This window comes from Parvularcula lutaonensis (genome assembly GCF_014651915.1).
GTDB classification, from domain to species: domain Bacteria; phylum Pseudomonadota; class Alphaproteobacteria; order Caulobacterales; family Parvularculaceae; genus Parvularcula; species Parvularcula lutaonensis.
Genome location: NZ_BMXU01000002.1, coordinates 673,233 through 690,270, shown reverse-complemented (window position 1 = coordinate 690,270; position 17,038 = coordinate 673,233). Strand labels below are relative to the sequence as shown.

The following is a 17,038-nucleotide window of genomic DNA, read 5'->3' as shown; positions in this document are numbered from 1 at the left end:
CCCATGACTGCCATCGTCAGACTTTCCGAAGAACGTGACATCGACGGCCTCTTCGAACTCGCCAAGAACGCAGGGACGGGGATGACCACCGTGCCCAACTCGCGCGAGGCGATCGAGGCGCGTGTCACAGCTTCGATCAAGGCCCAGGCGAGCGAGGAGCGCGCAGGTCCCAAGGACGTCTTCTTCTTCGTGTTGGAGATGGACGGCGAAGTCGTGGGCATGGCCTCGATCTTCCCGGCCCTGGGTGAGGACCGTCCGTTCTACTCCTACCGCATGAGCAAGGTCGCCGCGGCTGCGCCCGAGCTCGGTATCCAGGCCTCTTCGGACCTTCTCTATCTGTGCAATGACTATCACGGCTATGCCGAGATCGGCACGCTGCTCGTTTCGGACAAGGCACGCGGGACCGGCGCCGGACGCCTGCTATCGCTCAGCCGCTTCCTGTTCATGAAAGCCATCGAGGACCGCATCTCCGAGAACGTCATGGCGGAGATCCGGGGACGCTTCGACGACAGCGGAAAGAGTCCGTTCTGGGATGCCATCGCCGCCAAGTTCTTTGACATGACCTTCGAAGAAGCGGATCGCCGCTCGGCACATGATTTCCGTTTCATCGCGGACCTGATGCCGAAATTCCCGATCTACACGAACCTTCTCTCGGAGGAGGCGCAGGAGGTTCTCGGGAAACCTCACAAAGACTCAGCCCCGGCGATGAACATGTTGATGGCGGAAGGCTTCACCTTCCAGAACTGCATCGACATCTTCGATGCCGGCCCCAGCCTCGAGGCGCCGCTCAACCTCATCCGCACGGTGCGGGAGGCGGAACGGGCAGTCGTTCGCGTGCTCGATAACATACCCACCCAAGGCGAAAGGCGATGCATCGTTGCGGTGCCGGACGCCAAGCGCTTCAGGGCCATCCTCATGGAACGCGGCCCCAGCGACGGCAGCATGTTCCTCACCCCGCAGGAAGCAGACATGCTGCAGGTCAGCTCCAGCGACAAAGTCGTCTGTTCACCCCTCAAAACACGGAAAGGAAGCCGATGATCGAGCTCAAGAACTGGATCGGAGGTGCCTGGACCGAAGGCACCGGACCGCGCCTCGAATCGGTGAACCCGGCCAATGGCGAAATCATCGCCGCAGGAAGCATGGCGGGCACGGACCAGGCAGCTGAAGCGGCCGAAGCCGCTGCGCAGGCTTTCGGCGGCTGGCGCCGCAAGAGCTATGACGAGCGCAAGGCCGTGATCGAGCGCTTCGCCGAGATCGCCGCAGAACGGAAGGACGAGATGGCGCGCCTGATCGCGCAGGAAACCGGAAAGGCGCTTTGGGACGCCACCACCGAGGCGGGCGGCATTGCCGGGAAGGCTGCTTTGGCGGTCGCCTCCTACGAGGAACGCACGCCGACCAGGGAAAAGGACAACGGCCAACTGAAGCTCCGCATTGCCCATAAGCCCCACGGCGTCATGGTCGTCATCGGCCCGTTCAACTTTCCCGGCCACCTGCCGAACGGCCAGATCATCCCCTCGCTGCTCGCCGGGAACACGGTGGTCTTCAAACCGTCCGAGCAGACTCCTGCCGTGGGCCAGAAGATGTGCGAATGGTGGGAGGAAGCCGGCCTGCCGGCCGGTTGCCTCAATCTCGTCCACGGCGACCGCGAGGTCGCGCAAGCGCTCATCGGTCATGAGAAAACCGCCGGGGTTCTCTTCACGGGCGGCCTGCCGGCCGGTCGCGCCATCCACCAGCAGCTCGCAGGCAGGCCGGACGTCATGCTCGCCCTGGAGCTTGGCGGCAACAATCCGCTCATCGTGTGGGACGTCGCCAATGCCGACGACGCCGCGCAGATCATCGCGCGTTCCGCCTACATCACCAGCGGCCAGCGCTGCACCTGCGCGCGTCGCCTGATCGTCAAGGAAGGCGAAGAGGGCGACCGCATCATCAAGGCCGTCGCCGACCTCATCCCGCAGCTTTCCGTCGGTGATCCACTGGCAGAAGACCAGCCCTTCATGGGGCCGCTCATCAGCAAAGAGAGCGCAGAGAATGCGCTCAAGGCGCAGGAAGCGCTGATCGCTGACGGTGCGGAGCCCATCGTGAAGATGGAGCGGTCTCCTGCGGGGCCTGCCTATGTTACACCGGGCCTGATCGACGTGACCGCTATGGGCGACAAGGACCCGGACGAGGAAGTCTTCGCACCGCTCCTGAAGGTCATCCGCGTCAAGACTTTTGACGAAGCACTCGACGAAGCCAACGACACAAGGTTTGGCCTTGCCGCTGCGCTTCTCTCGGATGATGAAAGCCTCTGGGAGCGCTTTGCCGGGGAGATCCGTGCGGGGATCGTCAACTGGAATCGCCAGACCACCGGCGCCTCGGGCGCCATGCCGTTCGGCGGGCCGGGCCTGTCGGGCAACCATCGCCCGGCCGGCTCCTACGCCGCCGACTTCGCTGCATGGCCCATGGCCAGCATGATGTCAGAAGGTCCGCTCAAGGACGACCAGGCCGTACCGGGACGGAAAGCATGAGCGTGAAAGAAGTCAACTTCGACGGCCTCGTCGGCCCGACCCACAATTACGGCGGCCTCAGCCTCGGCAATGTCGCCTCGATGAAGAGCCAGGAAACCCCTTCCAACCCTAAGGAAGCTGCGCTCCAAGGGCTCGCCAAGATGCGGCGCATGGTGGAGATGGGCTTCACCCAAGGCTTCATCCCGCCCCACGACCGGCCTCATGTGGAGACACTGCGCGGCTTCGGCTTCACCGGGACGGATGCCGAAGTGGTCGAGAAAGCAGGACGCGATGCGCCGATGCTGCTGCGCAACGTCTCCTCGGCGTCGGCAATGTGGACTGCTAACGCCGCGACGGTGACGCCATCGAAGGACAGCGCCGACGGAAAGGTCCATTTCACCCCGGCCAACCTGCGCGCCATGTTCCACCGCTCGATCGAGCATCCGCAGACGGAGCACTTTCTTCGCACTGCGTTTGATGGCGAGCGTTTCGCTGTCCACCCGGCCATCCCCGGCGGGGGTGAGATGGGCGACGAAGGCGCGGCGAACCACGGACGCCTGTGTGCGGACCATTCCGGCCAGGGCCTGCACCTTTACACCTTCGGTCGCTCCGCCTTCGAGAAACGCATGGGCGCCAAGTATCCTGCCCGCCAGGCGATCGAGGCGAGCCAGGCCATCGCAATGAGCCACGGCACAGCGGCCGACCACACCGTCTATATGAAGCAGGCGGACGAGGCCATTGACGCCGGCGCCTTCCACAACGACGTCGTTGCTGTCGCGAACGGCCCGGTCCTTCTTTATCACGAACGCGCTTACGAAAACACCGAGGCGACGCTCGACGAGATCCGCCGCAAGGCCGATGCTCTCGGCTTCGAGCCGATCTTCATCGAGGTGCCCGGCGACGAAGTCTCGCTCAACGACGCTATCGTCAGTTACCTCTTCAACTCGCAGCTCCTGACGAAGCCTGATGGCTCGATGATGCTTCTCCTGCCAACCGAGGCCGAAGAGAACGAGCGTACACGGAGCTGGTGCGAAAGGGCCGTCGCGAGCAACGGACCCATCGCTGAAACCCTGTTCATGGACCTTCGCCAGTCGATGCGGAACGGCGGCGGGCCCGCCTGCCTCCGATTGCGCGTCGCGCTCGATGAAGCCGAGCTTGCTGCAATGCACCATGGCTTCCTCGTGGACGAGGAGAAAATCGCGCGACTCGAATCATGGGTGAGCAAGCACTACCGTGATCGTCTCACGCCTGATGATCTTCGCGATCCGGAACTGCTCGACGCCAACCGGACCGCTCTCGATGAATTGACCCAGATTATGGGGGCTCCAGGCCTCTACGCCTTCCAACGCAGCTGAGGCTGAAAACGGGGACGTGACGGGCGGCGCGAAGCCGCCTATCACCTTTCCTCCCGATGCGTTGAGGAATCCGTGGTCCCAAGAGCCGAGAACAAAGCAAAACCGCCGACGGCGCCCAAACGGCGGCGTGCAGGCGGCCTGACGCTCTCAGTGCTCCTTGTACTGACCGCTGCGGCAGGCGTCCTTGTCGCGGGCACCATCATGGAGGTCCGCTCGAGCCGGACAGAAGCCACCGAAGCGGCGAGGACCGCCGCTGTTCTCCTGTCAGAGCGCCTGATCAAGGAGGCCGATCTCAATGCTCCTCCCGGCGACACCGCCGCCGTCGAGATCGAGCGGGCGCTCGACCGCTTCGCACCCAGGGGCGGGTCGGCCTATCTCTTCCGCGGACGTGCCAACCCTGTTCTCGCAGGCGGCGAGACCGCTCGACTTCCCTTCGACCCGGCATGGCTCGATGGCCAGCCCGCTGCGGGGCAGCGTATTGCGATCCGTGCACTGCCGAACGGCGCCGTGGTCATCACGGCAGCACCCACGACGATCGCGATGGACGCGCTGCTGCCCTATGCCGTCGTTTCCCTTCTCATCATTGTCGGGGCTCTTCTCATCTTCAGACGGATCCAGGTCTTCGCTGACGAGGCTTCCCAGCTCCGCGAGCAACGCGATCAGTACGCCGAACGCCTCCAGTCCATCGAGCGCGCTGGGGTTGGGACATGGCAGCTCCAGGGCCAGCTGCTGACGCTGCCGCGATCCCTCCGCTCCGAGCTCGGCTTCGCTCCCCAGGATGCGCAGATCCCCCTGTCCGAGCTCGAGGAGGTCGTCGACGCCATGGACCTCGAAAAGGCACGTGCGTTCTTTAGCGGCACTGCCCGGCGCCGGGACATCCGCCTGCTGATGATCGACGCCTCTAATGAACGCCGGTCGGTCTATTTCGATTCAGTCTCGCAGGGTCCCGAAAGGCGCGGCATCGCGTTCGCCATTGGCGAGACCGCGCTCGGGGACAGCCGATCGTTGCAGCTGATCCAGCGCCTGCACGAAACTCTCGAAGCGATCCCGCAGGCGTTCCTGCATTGGGACGCCTTCGGCAGGCTTGTCGCCTGGAACGACCAGTTCCGGGTCATCTTCAATGTCAAGGCCGACGACATCCAGCCGGGAATGAACGTCGACGAGCTCGCCAAGGTCTGCGGCATCGACGAGCGCTACCTGCGAAACTATTTCGCGCCGCCGCCCGGTCCGCGTGCGGAGGAAGAGGCGATGTTCCCGGACGATCGCTCACTAAAGATCATCCGCCACCGGACGATTGGCCAAGGCTGGGTCTGTATCGGCTTCGACGTGACCGATGCCAAGGCCGAAGCCGAAGCGCGCGCGCGCAAGGAGCGGGAGCTCCAGATGACGGTCGATATCCTCGAACAGTCCCGGCGCGACCTGTCAGAACTCAACGAGCGCTACGGCATCGAAAAACAGCGGGCAGAAGACGCAAACCGGGCGAAGACCGAGTTCCTGGCGAACATCTCGCATGAACTCCGCACGCCGCTTAATGCGATCAACGGCTTTTCGGCACTAATGCAGTCGGAGCTCTATGGCCCTCTCGGGCATGAGAAGTACCAGGAATATATCGCCGACATCCACGATAGCGGGAAGCACCTGCTGGCCCTGATCGACGACATTCTCGATCTGTCGAAAGTCGAGGCGGGCAAGATGAACCTTCGGCTGAACCAGTTCGATCTCGAAAAAACGCTCGAGGAATCGATCCGCGTCATCGAGACCCAGACGCGCACGGAGAATATCCACCTGCATGCCGCATTCGACCACCTTCCCTCGGTCTACGGTGATGCAAGGGCGATCAAGCAGGTGGTGCTCAACCTCCTCACCAACGCCGTCAAGTTCACCGAAAGCGGAGGGCGTATAACCGTCACGGCCATCGCTGATCTCGAAAGTGTCACGGTGCTCGTCGCCGACACAGGCGCCGGGATGCCGGAGGAAAACCTCAAACGTCTGGGTACGCCCTTCGTGACCTTTGGCAGCGCGCAGAAGCGCGACAAGCGCGGCACGGGCCTTGGCCTTGCGTTGTCAAAATCCCTGATCGAAGCGCAGGATGGCATTCTTTGCATGGCCAGCGAGCAGGGTCGCGGCACGGTTGCAGCCTTCACCTTGCCGCGTCGCCGGGGTGTTCGGGTTCAGGTGCCCGAGCTGCTCGAAGGAAAGTGCCATGTCCTGACGAGACAGCCGGAGACACAGACGCCGGTCGAGCCCGACGCGCTAACGGTTGCGGGGTAAGGCCGCTTACTGGCCGGTCGGTTTCTTGTTGTTTGCCGTGGGCTTGGCCGGCGGGAAGGCGATCCTGATACCGAGGCCATAGGCATTCGACGGGGTCAGGCTGCGCGAATTGCTCTCGTCATGGGGCAGGCCGCGGCCCACCGACATGCGTCCCCCATGCCTCCGCACGATCGCGTTGACCAGAGACAGACCGAGCCCATTGCCCGTGGTCGAGCGGCTGGCTTCCAGACGGACGAAGCGCTGGGTGATCCGATCGCGGTCCATCTCGGGCACGCCGGGGCCATTGTCCATGACCGAGAGCAACGCGCCGCCGCCGGGGCGGGGCGCCACGGTCAGCTCGATCTTCGGCTTGATGCCCCGTTCCGGTGGGTGCTTGGCGTATTTGAGGGCATTATCGAGCAGGTTGGCGATTGCCTGGCTCACCAGCTCGCGGCTGCCCTGGATCTCCGGGGTGTCTTCCAGATGCGCCACGATCTCCACACCCTGCTCCTCGCCGGCCGGGATGTAGAGCTCCAGCATCTCTTCCGCGACCGCCTTGAGGTCGACGGTGCCTGAAAGAAGGTTGGTCCCTGCTTCGATCCGGGTGATGGATAGCAGAGCGTTGAACGTCTTGAGGAGCCGCTCCACTTCGTCACGTGTCTTCCTCAGGACCTCGGTCCGCTCGTCATCATCGTCCTCGTCCAGACTGTTCAGCGTACTGTCCAGACGCGCCTTGATCCGGGTGAGCGGCGAGCGCAGGTCATGGGCGATATTGTCGGAAACCTGCCGCATACCGACCATGAGCTGTTCAATGCGGTCGAGCATCGTGTTGATGTTCCGCACGAGGACGCCGTACTCGTCCTTGGAGTCTGTCACCGGCAGGCGGCGGGTCAGGTCCCCCTCGGTGATCGCCTCGACCGAGCGGTTGATCTCGTCGAGGCGCCGCACCAGCGAGGTTCCGAGAACGGCGCCGAGGCAGACTGCAAGAAAAAGCGTCACGCCGATGACCCGGAAGATGATATCCCGTCGCGTCTGGCGGAGCTGGTGCAGCGCGTCGATATCGCGGGCAAGCAGGATCGTCGCCTGGACCGGCGGACCACCAATGCCGCGTTCATAAGTCAGCGTGCGGCTGAGCCCGAGATAGCGGCGCTGGCGCGGTTCCTCATCGGAGAAAAGTGGAGGGTCCGGTGCCCAGTCGAACTCGAAACTGCCGTCAGCCGACAGCATGGGCAGCGGGATACCGTCGAGATTGCCGAAATAGCGGCCGGCGAAGGAGCCGTCATCGAGCCATATCATGTAGGTCGAATTGACCGGCAGCTTGTTGCTCTCCGCCTCCAGCACCACGGCGTTGAGAGCCGACCAATCCGGTGCCCCGGAGTTTTCGCTCACCCGTTCGAGGCGGTCGAGCTCTTCCTCCAGTTCGGCTTCGATGGAGTCATACGCCCGGCCGATCGTGCTTTCATAGACGACATAGCCGAGGATGACGAAGCCGAGGACGAACAGCGCCGCAGAGAAGATGATGTACCGGAACGCCGTCGTCCGCAGCACACGGAAGAAAGGCGTCCGCCGGAAGCCCGTCTTTTCGTCTTCCTCGTCGTCCAGAATCGGGTCGTCCGACGGCCGTGCCCGGGAGGCGGCCCCCGCCAGCGCCTCCGCCATCGGCTCAGTCCTCGTCAGTCAGGGTATAGCCGGCGCCGCGCACGGTCTTGAGAAGCGGCTTGTCGAAGCCCTTGTCGATCTTCGCACGGAGACGGCTGATGTGGACATCGATCACATTCGTCTGCGGATCGAAGTGGTACTCCCAGACGTTCTCCAGCAGCATGGTCCGCGTCACCACCTGGCCAGCATGGCGCAGGAGGTATTCGAGGAGCCGGAATTCGCGCGGCTGGAGGTCGATCTTCTTGCCGCCCCGGCGGACTGTCCGTGCGAGGATGTCCATTTCGAGGTCAGCGACCGAGAACGTCGTCTGGATGTTCGTCGGACCGCGGCGGCGACCCAGGGCCTCGACCCGCGCGATCAGCTCGGAAAGCTCGTAGGGCTTGACCAGGTAATCATCGCCGCCAGCCTGCAGGCCCGCGACACGGTCATCCACCTCGCCAAGAGCCGACAGGAACAGGGCCGGCGTCTCGTCGCCGTCCGCGCGCAGCTCTTCGAGCAGCGTCAGTCCGTCCTTGTGGGGCAGCATGCGGTCGATGACATAGGCATCGTATCCGCCAGATGATGCCATGTTCTTCCCGACTTCCCCGTCGAGCGCGTGGTCCACGGCGTGACCCGCAGACCGCAAACCCTTGACCATGAAAGTCGCTGCATCGGCATCGTCTTCAATCACCAAAATCCGCATACTGCTTACCTCGTTCCCTTACGAATTGATCGGCAGCGCCCGGAAGTCCAGGCCCTGGCGCGTCTGCACACGGAGCAGGATCGCGCCCCGATCGCGTTTCTTCGCCGCCTCGACAGCTTTCTCGATGTCGCGGGGGCTGGTCACTTTCTTGTTGTCCGCTTCCATGACGATCATCCCCGGAAGGATGCCCGCAGCAGCGGCTTCGGAATCCCGTTCGACGTCAGCGATGAGAACACCGTCGACATCTTCGGAAACCCCGAGGCGGCGGCGGGTGCTTTCGTCAAGAGCACGGAAGCTGACGCCGAGACGTTCGGTCTCTTCGGACTGGTCGCTGTCGCTTCCTCCTGCGTTTCCGGCGAGACGCTCGAGGTCACGTTTCTCGAGCTTCACCGTGAAGGTGCGCTCCTTGCCATCGCGGAAGGCCGTCACCTTGACGCGAGTACCGGGGGGATAGCTGCCCACACGGCGCGTCAGTTCGTCTGCGGACGAAATTTTCTGACCTTCGAGCTCGGTGACGATATCGCCGGCCAGCAGGCCCGCTTTCTCCGCAGGCGACCCCTCGGTGACGTTGGCAATCAGTGCGCCTGCACCCTCTTCGAGGCCGACGGCTTCGAGGATCTGGGGCTCAGGGTCACGGATCGACACGCCGAGGAAGCCACGGGAGACGCCACCGTTCTCGATGATCTCCTTCACGACGCGGCTCGCAACGTCAGACGGAATGGCGAGACCGATGCCGGCATTCACGCCTGTCGGCGAGATGATCGCGGTGTTCACGCCGATCACGTTGCCCTTCACGTCGAAGGTCGGTCCGCCGGAGTTACCGCGGTTGATCGAGGCATCAATCTGAATGAAATCTGAGTACGGAAGACCACTGTCGCGGTCCAGCGCAGAGACAATGCCCGATGTCACCGTACCGCCAAGGCCGAACGGGTTACCCACCGCAAGGACGTAATCCCCGACTCGCAGCTCGGGCTTCGGTGCGAAGGTCACGTAGCGTTGCTTGGGAGAGGGCTCGACCTTCAGGACGGCCAAGTCCGTTTCCGGATCGGTGCCGACCAGCTCGGCTTCCAGCTCCTCGCCGGAATTCAGCACGACGGTGATGTCCTGCGCGCCCTCGATGACGTGGTTGTTGGTGACGATGTGGCCCTTGTCGTCGATGAAGAAGCCCGAGCCTTCACCGAAGGCGCGACGGGTTTCCCCCTCGCTGCGGCCACCGAACTGGTCACGCAGGCCCGGAAGGAGCCGCTCCAGTTCAGGCGGCAGGCCATCGAAGCCACGTCCGACAGGAACCTCGCGCGAGGTCCTGATCGAAACGACGGCAGGGCTGACCCGCTCGACGAGGTCGGCGAAGCTCAGCTTCTGGTACAGCTCGGCATTCTGGGCCCGGAAATCGTCCATATCGACAGACTTCTGCGCCAGCGCCGGCTGCGCCATCATCCCTGAAAGAGCAAGCACGGAGGCGGCGAGGAGCGCCGATGGACGGGTGGATCGTTTCATTTTATTCCTGTTCTCCAGCATAAAAGTGCGTCGTCCGTGAGGTAGGAACGCCACCCCGCCGATGGAACTTACGTGTTGGCAAGCCCTTTAGGCCCTACCCGGTTGCAGCGAAATCGTCGGCCTCAGCTCCCGCGTCGGCAGGTTCCCAACGCTTCATGAAGGCCTCGAGTTCGCGATCCGGCGTTTCGGGCAGCATGACGTGGACACGGGCGAAAAGATCGCCGTATTCCCCGGACTTGCCCTTGCGCAGGCCCTTGCCCTTCAGGCGGAAAGCCTTGCCCGAGCTGGTGTTGGGCGGGATCTTGATGGTTGCGCGGCCCGTCAGGGTGGGCACGTCGAGCTTTCCGCCGAGCACCGCCTGCTTGAGCGGCAGCGGGACGACCGTGTGCACGTCATCACCCTTGACCTCGAAGGTCGGGTCGGGAGCGACACTGACTTCGACGAAGAGATCGCCATCAGGCCCGCCATGGACGCCCGGATGCCCCTTGCCCTTGAGCCGAAGGGTCTGGCCATCGCGCAGGCCCTCGGGGATCGTCACATTGACCGTCGAGCCACCGGGGAGCATCACGCGCTTGGTCGAGCCCCTCGCGGCGTCGAGAAAGGGCACCGTCAGGCGGGTCCTGACATCGCGGCCCTTCTGCGCGCGAGGCTGGTGGCGTGGCCCGGCATCTCCCCGGCCGAAGAAATCGGAAAAGATGTCGGAGAAGTCTTCAAAGCCACCACGGCCCGGCCGGGCCCGGCGGGCGAAGCGCTCCGCGGCCTCGGCCGGATCGACCCCGCCAAAGGGACCGCCCTGCCCGAAGACCGAGCGTTCATTGCCGTCCGCATCGATCTCGCCGCGGTCGAACCGCTTGCGCTTTTCCTCGTCGCCGAGGATCTCCCACGCCGCGGTGACGGCCTTGAACTTTTCCTCGGCGGCCTTGTCGCCCTGGTTGCGGTCGGGGTGGTACTGTTTGGCAAGCTTGCGGTAGGCGCTGCGGATCTCATCCTGCGACGCCTGCCTTCCGACACCCAAAAGCGTGTATGGATCCTTGGCCAAACGGTTCTCCCAAAAAAAGGCTGCCTCAACACGCGGATGTTGATCGCGGACGGCCCTTTTTCAACCGTTTTGCTTAACGATCATAGACCAACCGATGCACTTCTCCCTGCACCGAAAGCCGAGGAAAGCTGCGCGACCGAGGCCGATACGGCCCCCGGCTCGGTGAAGCTGAACGAAGTTTGATCCACGACATGGCGGGCAAGCTCGCCCCCTTGGGCATCATAGAGCCGGACCTCGTAGCTCTCCACCGTCTCGCCGAGAGGCACGTCGCCGGAGCCGAACTGGTCGCCACCGACCCTGGTGCGCCGGATCCAGTCGAGGGTGATCTGGGCGCCGGATGTCGTGGCCCTGAGGTGGACCGGAGCCAGCGGCCGGGCCCCTGAACCTTCAAGGGCGAAGCTGCGGCTCCTGTAGGGATAGGCGCCGGGAAGCACAGTCGCTGGCCCCGCCTCGAAGGTCACCGATCCGCCCCATTGGTCGGCTGGTAGCGGCACAGGCTTCGCGCCTTCGAGGAAGACGATCCGAGCCCCCGCCGCTGCGCCTATCGCGGCCTCGGCGTCAGTGCCGAAGCGCCCGCGCAGGAGGTCCGAAAGTTCCCACGTCCCGTCAGGCTGCAGGACTGCGCTCCGATACTGGAGGACTTCCCAACCCGCTCCCGTCTCGACGGCACAAAGATGCGCTCCGCCGAGCACGTCGGCTTCGGGCAGGCTGGAAAGTCCCCCGGCAGGCAATTGCACCCGGAACCGGCTTCCCCTGTCCCAACGCCCGGTCGCACCGCCCTCAAGGCTGCTCGCCAGCGTGCCGATGAATGACTGCGACGTCAGGCCAGTGAGATAGCCTCCGCTGCCGTCATGGACCGAGACCGTCCCCGGCCATGGCTCGGCGAAAGCCGCGAGCCACAGGTGCGCCTGGTCCGACCCTGTGGGCAGCATCGGCAGGTCCATCGCTTCGAAGACCACAGCGCCGTGGCTAATAGGAGGCGATTCCGGATCAGCGCGCAGGCCCTCATAGGCGACCTCGAAGCAGCCAGGATCCGTGGTGACGGCCTCGAACGACCGGAACGGCCCCTCCTCCAACACCGTAATCCGCAAGCGAAGCGCCGATGCTCCTGTCGCGATCGTCAAGACGGAGCCAGGCTCGATCCCGTCCGCGACTTCCGGCAGGGCAAAGGCAGCGCGTTCGCGCATGGCCCGCGCTTCGGCAAGGATCGCCCTCGCCCGCGCCGCAGCCTCCCCTTGCTCCAGCACGACAGAAGTTCCCATGCGGAGGGTCCTGCCGTTCACCACCGTTTCGTCGCGGACTTCCGTCGTCTTGAGGGCATACCCCGAAAGCTCGTCGGCATAGGTGATCGACAGGGCGGCAGGGATTTCCTCGTCCTGCGCCCGTTCGATCGACAGGGGCAGCTCGCCGAGATCGAGGAGATCGCCCTCCTCCATGGCCATGTCTTCCGAACCAGTCCGTGGCTTGACGATCAGCAGGCCATCCCGCGCGAAGGCATCAAGCTGGAAAAGGTCAAGCAACGGTTCGATGGCCTCTCGCCCAGTGGCGGGGCCCGGTATGGTCAGCCCACTGACCAGCATGTCGCATGCCGAGGCATCACAGGCGGGAAGACCCGCATCCGCGGCGAGTGTCTCGACCAGCGCACCGAGGGGCACGCGCCCAGCCCGCCCGTTAAGCCAATGCCCGGTCGTCCAATTCTCCGCATCGGCCCAGACGTCGCTACGCGCAGGAAAGTCAGGGAACGGACGGGCATCCCATGCATAGACATACATCCGCCCCGCTTCCACCATCGGCTTCTGGGTCAGGGGGCTGACGGGGTTGTTGGCAGGGTCCGACCAGAACCGGTGCTGGGCCTCGAGAAACGCCCGCTGCGCGCGGTCATCACGAACCCCGGAGGAAAAATGTGGCAGCGCGCTCTCCGCACTCTTCGGGTCGACGAAGACGTTGGGCTGGTTCGGTCCCTTGTCGACAGCACCGCAGCCGATCTCGGTGAAAAGGACAGGTTTCGATTGTGGCACCCAGCCGGTTTTCGCACCCTTGATGCCGCCGGACCGGGGGTGATGGTCTTCGCTCCACCATGACCAGATGTCCTTGGGCCTGAAAACCCAGTCCTCCCCATACGCACTATCGACAATTGGTGTCCTCAGCTGGGCCAGCCTGTCCGCGTCGGAGGCATAGTACCAGTCATAACCCTCGCCCGAGCGGATACGCCCGGCGATGTAGTCCTGGTCGTAAGGCCCGGCATGGCTCAGGCCATCGGCGTGGCCGCTGCCGTCGCGCCAGTCCGTCAGAGGGAAGTAATTGTCGATCCCGACCGCATCGATATTGCCGTCCGCCCACAGAGGGTCGAGCGGATAGAAGAGGTCGTTGCTTCCCCCAGGCTGGTAGGCCCCATACTCGCTCCAGTCCGCGCCATAGGTGATCGTTACCTGCGGCAGGATCACGCGCACCGCAGCAGCGATCCGCTGCAGCCGCGCAACGGCCGGGAAACCGCCGGCCGCGTTGCGCAGCCGGGTCAGTCCACGCAGCTCCGATCCGATGATGAAGGTGTCCACGCCCCCTGCCTGGGCGCAAAGCTGCGCATAGTGCAGGACCATTGGCTCGTAGCTGTCGAAGAAATGATCGACCTGCGCATCGACAGACGATGTTCCGTCATCGGACAGAATGTTAGCAGTGATCCGGCCGCGCCACGGGAAGCTGGCCTGTTCCGCCCCGCCATAGGGGTCGGGCAAGCCATTTCCCGAGGGCACATCCATCAGGACGAAGGGGTGGAAGGCGACTGCCAATCCCCGCGCCTTGAGATCCGCGATGGTTGCCAGAACGCCTGCGTCCGAGGGTGTTCCGCCATAAGACGGCCGGCCATCCGTCTGGCTCAGAAGGCGCGCCGTCGTCCGCGTGTATCCCGCGACGGTCCAGTCCTCAGGCTCTGTCATCCGATCTGCCAGCTCGACGCCTGGCAAGACCTCGCAGTGCCCGGCGCGCAGGTCCGTGCCGAACCAGCTGACCACAAGGGATGCTGCTTCGAGGTTCGGGAGGACGTCGATCATTTCGTCGAAACTTGCCTCGGCATCGCTCACCCCGATGCCGTTGTGGCGGTTGAGCGGGCGCGTCACGCCGTCGCCGCGGTCTTCCATCACCGTCTCGCCCGAGAGGACTGCCTCGCCTGACCCCGGTATGATCGTCACGGCACGGATCGCCTTCTCCATGCGTTTGTCGTCGCCGCCATCGACCGGACAGATCACCTCGAAGTTGAACTGCGGAACGCGGTTGCCGAATGGCGCCAGCGGCAGGTCCTCGAAGACAATATAGGCCAGACCCTTGAAGGCTGGCGCCCCGCCGAGTTCCGCTTCGAGCAGCGCGTCGGGGAGCTGGTCTTCGGTCCCGCGATGGATACGGTACTGGTAATCGGCAAGCGTGATGAGCTTGCCATCGGCCCAAACCCTTCCGATCCGGGCAAGCTCTCCCTCGCAGAGGGCGATGGCGAGCGAGATCTTGTAGCGATACTCCGTTGCCGTTGTTTCTGTCGCAGTCTGGACACCCTTCCCGCCTTGCGCGGAGGTAACGGTCTGCGTCTCCTCGACCGGGTCGGATGCCCAGATCACCTGGCCACCGATTCTCCCGCGGCCATAGACCCTCGGGATGCCGCGCCCCTCCCCCGCCGTCAGCAAGCGGATCTCGTCCAGGGCACGACCGGTGGTGATCCGCTTGACCGGCCCGAACAGCAGGTTGCTTGCCGCCTTCGCGGCCTGGTCGGCGGCGAGCGATGCAGCGTAGCGGGGCGCTTCGCGAAGCGCCGCCTTGCCAGCTTCGCGGGCGGCGGTGGTGATCGCTTGGGTCATGGAACCTCCGGGAACGCAAAGACACCGCTGATGCGTGTTTGCCAGAATTCAGAAAGGGGTGTGCTGATGACCGCCTGCCCTTCATAGGCATGGACGAACCGGTCCGGGGCGATGAGGATCCCGCAATGGCTGACCGGCATGGATCGCCGCATGCGGAAGAGAAGGACATCGCCGATACCGGCCTTGTCCCGCGCGACGAGGCTTCGCCGGGCGGCGTCAAGCAACGGCTCCTCGGGCCCGCAAAGACGCCGCGGATATGGCGGCGGCTGCTCGCCTTCGCTCCCGCAGAGCTCCCGATAAACTCCCCGGATGAGGCCTAGACAGTCCGTCCCGAAACCCTTTTGCGACGCCTGGTGCCGGTAGGGCGTCCCCAACCAGGAGAGCGTCACGATCACTGTCCGTGCTCGGAGGGCTGCTTCTTTCTCGGAAGGGCTCACGCGCCTCCCCCCGGTTGCACGACGAGGACATCCATGCCCGGTATCGTCGGGAACCCCCGGAAGCGCTCATGGTTCTGGAACCGCGCCTTGCAGGTGGCGAACTCCTTGTCGCACCCGACCGACAGCCTGACGGTGTCGCCCGGCGCCAGCGGTCCGGGAAGCTGTTCCCAGAGTGTCAGGGACAGACCCCCCGTGACCGCGCGCGACGCCCTGATCGCACGCCTGGCTCCTGATAGCTCACCGCTTTCGACTATCAGTGTTCCGAACGCAAAATCCGCAGGATCCCAAAGAGGCAACACGGAGACATCCAGCGACAGGCCGGAGAACTGAACGATGGTGCCCGAAGCCGTATGGGCCGCTTGCGTCAGGTCCACGCCGCAGCGAGCATCGCCGAGCTGCGCGTCGCAACTCTTCTGGTAGACCCGCCCCGTAGGCTTGGCGAGCGCCTGCGACAGCCCCCGGAATTCGAGAGAGAGGCGGTCGCCGGTGCGCTCAATCTCCCCTATCGTCCCGACACTGAGGAGCAGTCGCGCGTCCGGATCCTCTCCATCGACCCGCCAGATTTCCGCGCGGATCCTCGCATAGAGACCCCGCGCAAGGCCGTTTTCGGTGATCCCCTGTTCCGACAGGGATGTGGTGAACGCACCGAAATCCGGGGCAAGGTCAGCCGTGTGCTGCAGGCTTTCGACCGTCAGCCCTGGTTCGGAGTGATGCACGATGCCGCCAAAGGTCAGGTCCCGGTTCCAGTCCGTGAGGGCCGTGATGGCGCCATCGGTTCGGAAAAGCCGGACCGCATGGGCTGTCGCAGCGCCCTGACGGCTCAAACGATCCTTGGTATGCGCATCAATACTCTTCACAGGCGGACCTCGACCAGTCCGATTGCAGGCACGGAAGCCCCTTTCGCCCCCAGCTGAAGCCGCAGGCTATCGTCCTCGAACCGGGCCGGCGTGTCGAACAGGAAGCCCGCTGACACCGCTGCTCCTGCCGGAGGAGGCGTATCGAAAACCACCGCGTTGCGTTCACGCACCAGCGAGAAGGATTGGGTTTCCACGCCATCAATCGCCACACGGACGGAACCGATCCGCGCAAGCTCGATCGGCCTCGTAACACCGCCATAGCGCTTGGTCAGCGCGAAGGTCGTCTGCACGCCGTCCCCCGTTCCAATGACCTGGTCGATCGGTGAGGGGGCGATGCCTCCCACCGCAGAGCTATGGTCGAGGGGGTCGCCAAAGGGAAAGGCATGGCGCCGGCCCTCACGAGCCTCGAAAAAAGACAGGACTTCCTCGGCCTCGGCAAAGTTCCGTATACCAAGAGAAATATCCCAGCGGCGCAGGCTGCCGCTCCAGCGCGCCCGGCGCACCTCGGCCCCCGACCCTGTACGCACGATGTCGGTCTTCCGTATGGGTCCACCAACTGCGCCCAAGGCGACGGCAGCGGGGAACGGAACGTCGTGGAAACCAACCCTAACCATTGCGTGCGCTCCTTTTCATCAGTGCCTTGAAGAGGCGGTCGGCGGCCTTGCTCGTGCCTTCCTCGGCGAACTGACCGAACGCGTTCTCGAGCGGCCTTTCGATCAGCCTCTGGGCAGCAGCGCGCGCGAGATCCTCGATGATCCCGTCTGCCAGTTCGCTGATCGACTGCCGACCATCCGCAGAGGCCCGCGCAAGCTCGTCCGTCAGGTTGCGCGCCATGTCGGCGAAGGTCGTCTCGACCAGCGCCGCAAGGGGTTCGAGCTGGCCTGTAGCAGCTTCTGTGATATCGTTCGTTGACGGAGGGTTCTCGTTCATCACCACC

At 64.2% G+C, this 17,038-nt stretch carries 13 protein-coding genes; 4 read left to right on the top strand and 9 right to left on the bottom strand.

From position 1 onward, the window contains the following. Positions 1-3: 3 nt before the first annotated feature. From astA to IE053_RS11660, 4 genes are all read left to right on the top strand, one after another. Positions 4-1,038, top strand: coding sequence for an arginine N-succinyltransferase (gene astA, locus IE053_RS11675; RefSeq protein ID WP_189576173.1), 1,035 nt, complete (start codon positions 4-6; stop codon positions 1,036-1,038). After that, on the top strand, positions 1,035-2,507 hold the full coding sequence (gene astD, locus IE053_RS11670; protein WP_189576172.1) for a succinylglutamate-semialdehyde dehydrogenase: 1,473 nt from the start codon (positions 1,035-1,037) through the stop codon (positions 2,505-2,507). Before astA ends, astD begins: the two co-directional genes overlap by 4 nt. After that, positions 2,504-3,841, top strand: a complete 1,338-nt coding sequence (astB, locus tag IE053_RS11665) for an N-succinylarginine dihydrolase (RefSeq protein WP_189576171.1) — start codon at positions 2,504-2,506, stop codon at positions 3,839-3,841. The genes astD and astB overlap by 4 nt, the downstream gene beginning before the upstream one ends. A gap of 150 nt (positions 3,842-3,991) precedes the next feature. Continuing rightward, a complete protein-coding gene (locus IE053_RS11660) occupies positions 3,992-6,112 on the top strand; it encodes a sensor histidine kinase (protein ID WP_189576170.1) in 2,121 nt (706 codons plus the stop codon). Positions 6,113-6,118: 6 nt separating this feature from the next. On the opposite strand, the gene IE053_RS11655 is transcribed toward IE053_RS11660, so the two are convergent. The 9 genes from IE053_RS11655 to IE053_RS11615 form a co-directional block, all read right to left on the bottom strand. After that, positions 6,119-7,750, bottom strand: a complete 1,632-nt coding sequence (locus tag IE053_RS11655) for a sensor histidine kinase (RefSeq protein WP_189576169.1) — start codon at positions 7,748-7,750, stop codon at positions 6,119-6,121. A 4-nt stretch (positions 7,751-7,754) separates the two neighbouring features. Next, positions 7,755-8,432, bottom strand: coding sequence for a response regulator transcription factor (locus IE053_RS11650; protein ID WP_189576168.1), 678 nt, complete (start codon positions 8,430-8,432; stop codon positions 7,755-7,757). Between the two features lie 18 nt (positions 8,433-8,450). Further along, positions 8,451-9,929, bottom strand: a complete 1,479-nt coding sequence (locus IE053_RS11645) for a Do family serine endopeptidase (RefSeq protein ID WP_189576167.1) — start codon at positions 9,927-9,929, stop codon at positions 8,451-8,453. 94 nt (positions 9,930-10,023) lie between these two features. Then, positions 10,024-10,968, bottom strand: a complete 945-nt coding sequence (locus IE053_RS11640) for a DnaJ C-terminal domain-containing protein (protein ID WP_189576166.1) — start codon at positions 10,966-10,968, stop codon at positions 10,024-10,026. A gap of 80 nt (positions 10,969-11,048) precedes the next feature. Continuing rightward, positions 11,049-14,807, bottom strand: coding sequence for a baseplate multidomain protein megatron (locus IE053_RS11635; RefSeq protein ID WP_189576165.1), 3,759 nt, complete (start codon positions 14,805-14,807; stop codon positions 11,049-11,051). After that, positions 14,804-15,196, bottom strand: coding sequence for an NlpC/P60 family protein (locus IE053_RS11630; protein ID WP_229786240.1), 393 nt, complete (start codon positions 15,194-15,196; stop codon positions 14,804-14,806). The genes IE053_RS11635 and IE053_RS11630 overlap by 4 nt, the downstream gene beginning before the upstream one ends. A 44-nt stretch (positions 15,197-15,240) precedes the next feature. Further along, a complete protein-coding gene (locus IE053_RS11625) occupies positions 15,241-16,101 on the bottom strand; it encodes a phage/gene transfer agent baseplate hub protein (protein ID WP_189576162.1) in 861 nt (286 codons plus the stop codon). Then, on the bottom strand, positions 16,098-16,715 hold the full coding sequence (locus IE053_RS11620; RefSeq protein WP_189576161.1) for a DUF2460 domain-containing protein: 618 nt from the start codon (positions 16,713-16,715) through the stop codon (positions 16,098-16,100). The genes IE053_RS11625 and IE053_RS11620 overlap by 4 nt, the downstream gene beginning before the upstream one ends. Then, the gene (locus IE053_RS11615) at positions 16,708-17,031 is read right to left on the bottom strand and encodes a phage tail tape measure C-terminal domain-containing protein (RefSeq protein ID WP_189576160.1); all 324 of its coding nucleotides are present in this window, start codon (positions 17,029-17,031) and stop codon (positions 16,708-16,710) included. The genes IE053_RS11620 and IE053_RS11615 overlap by 8 nt, the downstream gene beginning before the upstream one ends. Between the last annotated feature and the right edge of the window lie 7 nt (positions 17,032-17,038).

Excerpts from the sequence above, each read along its gene's own strand:
- astA (WP_189576173.1), top strand. The coding sequence starts at position 4 with ATGACTGCCATCGTCAGACTTTCCGAAGAACGTGACATCGACGGCCTC.
- astD (WP_189576172.1), top strand. The coding sequence starts at position 1,035 with ATGATCGAGCTCAAGAACTGGATCGGAGGTGCCTGGACCGAAGGCACC.
- astB (WP_189576171.1), top strand. The coding sequence starts at position 2,504 with ATGAGCGTGAAAGAAGTCAACTTCGACGGCCTCGTCGGCCCGACCCAC.
- IE053_RS11655 (WP_189576169.1), bottom strand. The coding sequence starts at position 7,750 with ATGGCGGAGGCGCTGGCGGGGGCCGCCTCCCGGGCACGGCCGTCGGAC.
- IE053_RS11650 (WP_189576168.1), bottom strand. The coding sequence starts at position 8,432 with ATGCGGATTTTGGTGATTGAAGACGATGCCGATGCAGCGACTTTCATG.
- IE053_RS11645 (WP_189576167.1), bottom strand. The coding sequence starts at position 9,929 with ATGAAACGATCCACCCGTCCATCGGCGCTCCTCGCCGCCTCCGTGCTT.
- IE053_RS11635 (WP_189576165.1), bottom strand. The coding sequence starts at position 14,807 with ATGACCCAAGCGATCACCACCGCCGCCCGCGAAGCTGGCAAGGCGGCG.
- IE053_RS11620 (WP_189576161.1), bottom strand. The coding sequence starts at position 16,715 with ATGGTTAGGGTTGGTTTCCACGACGTTCCGTTCCCCGCTGCCGTCGCC.
- IE053_RS11615 (WP_189576160.1), bottom strand. The coding sequence starts at position 17,031 with ATGAACGAGAACCCTCCGTCAACGAACGATATCACAGAAGCTGCTACA.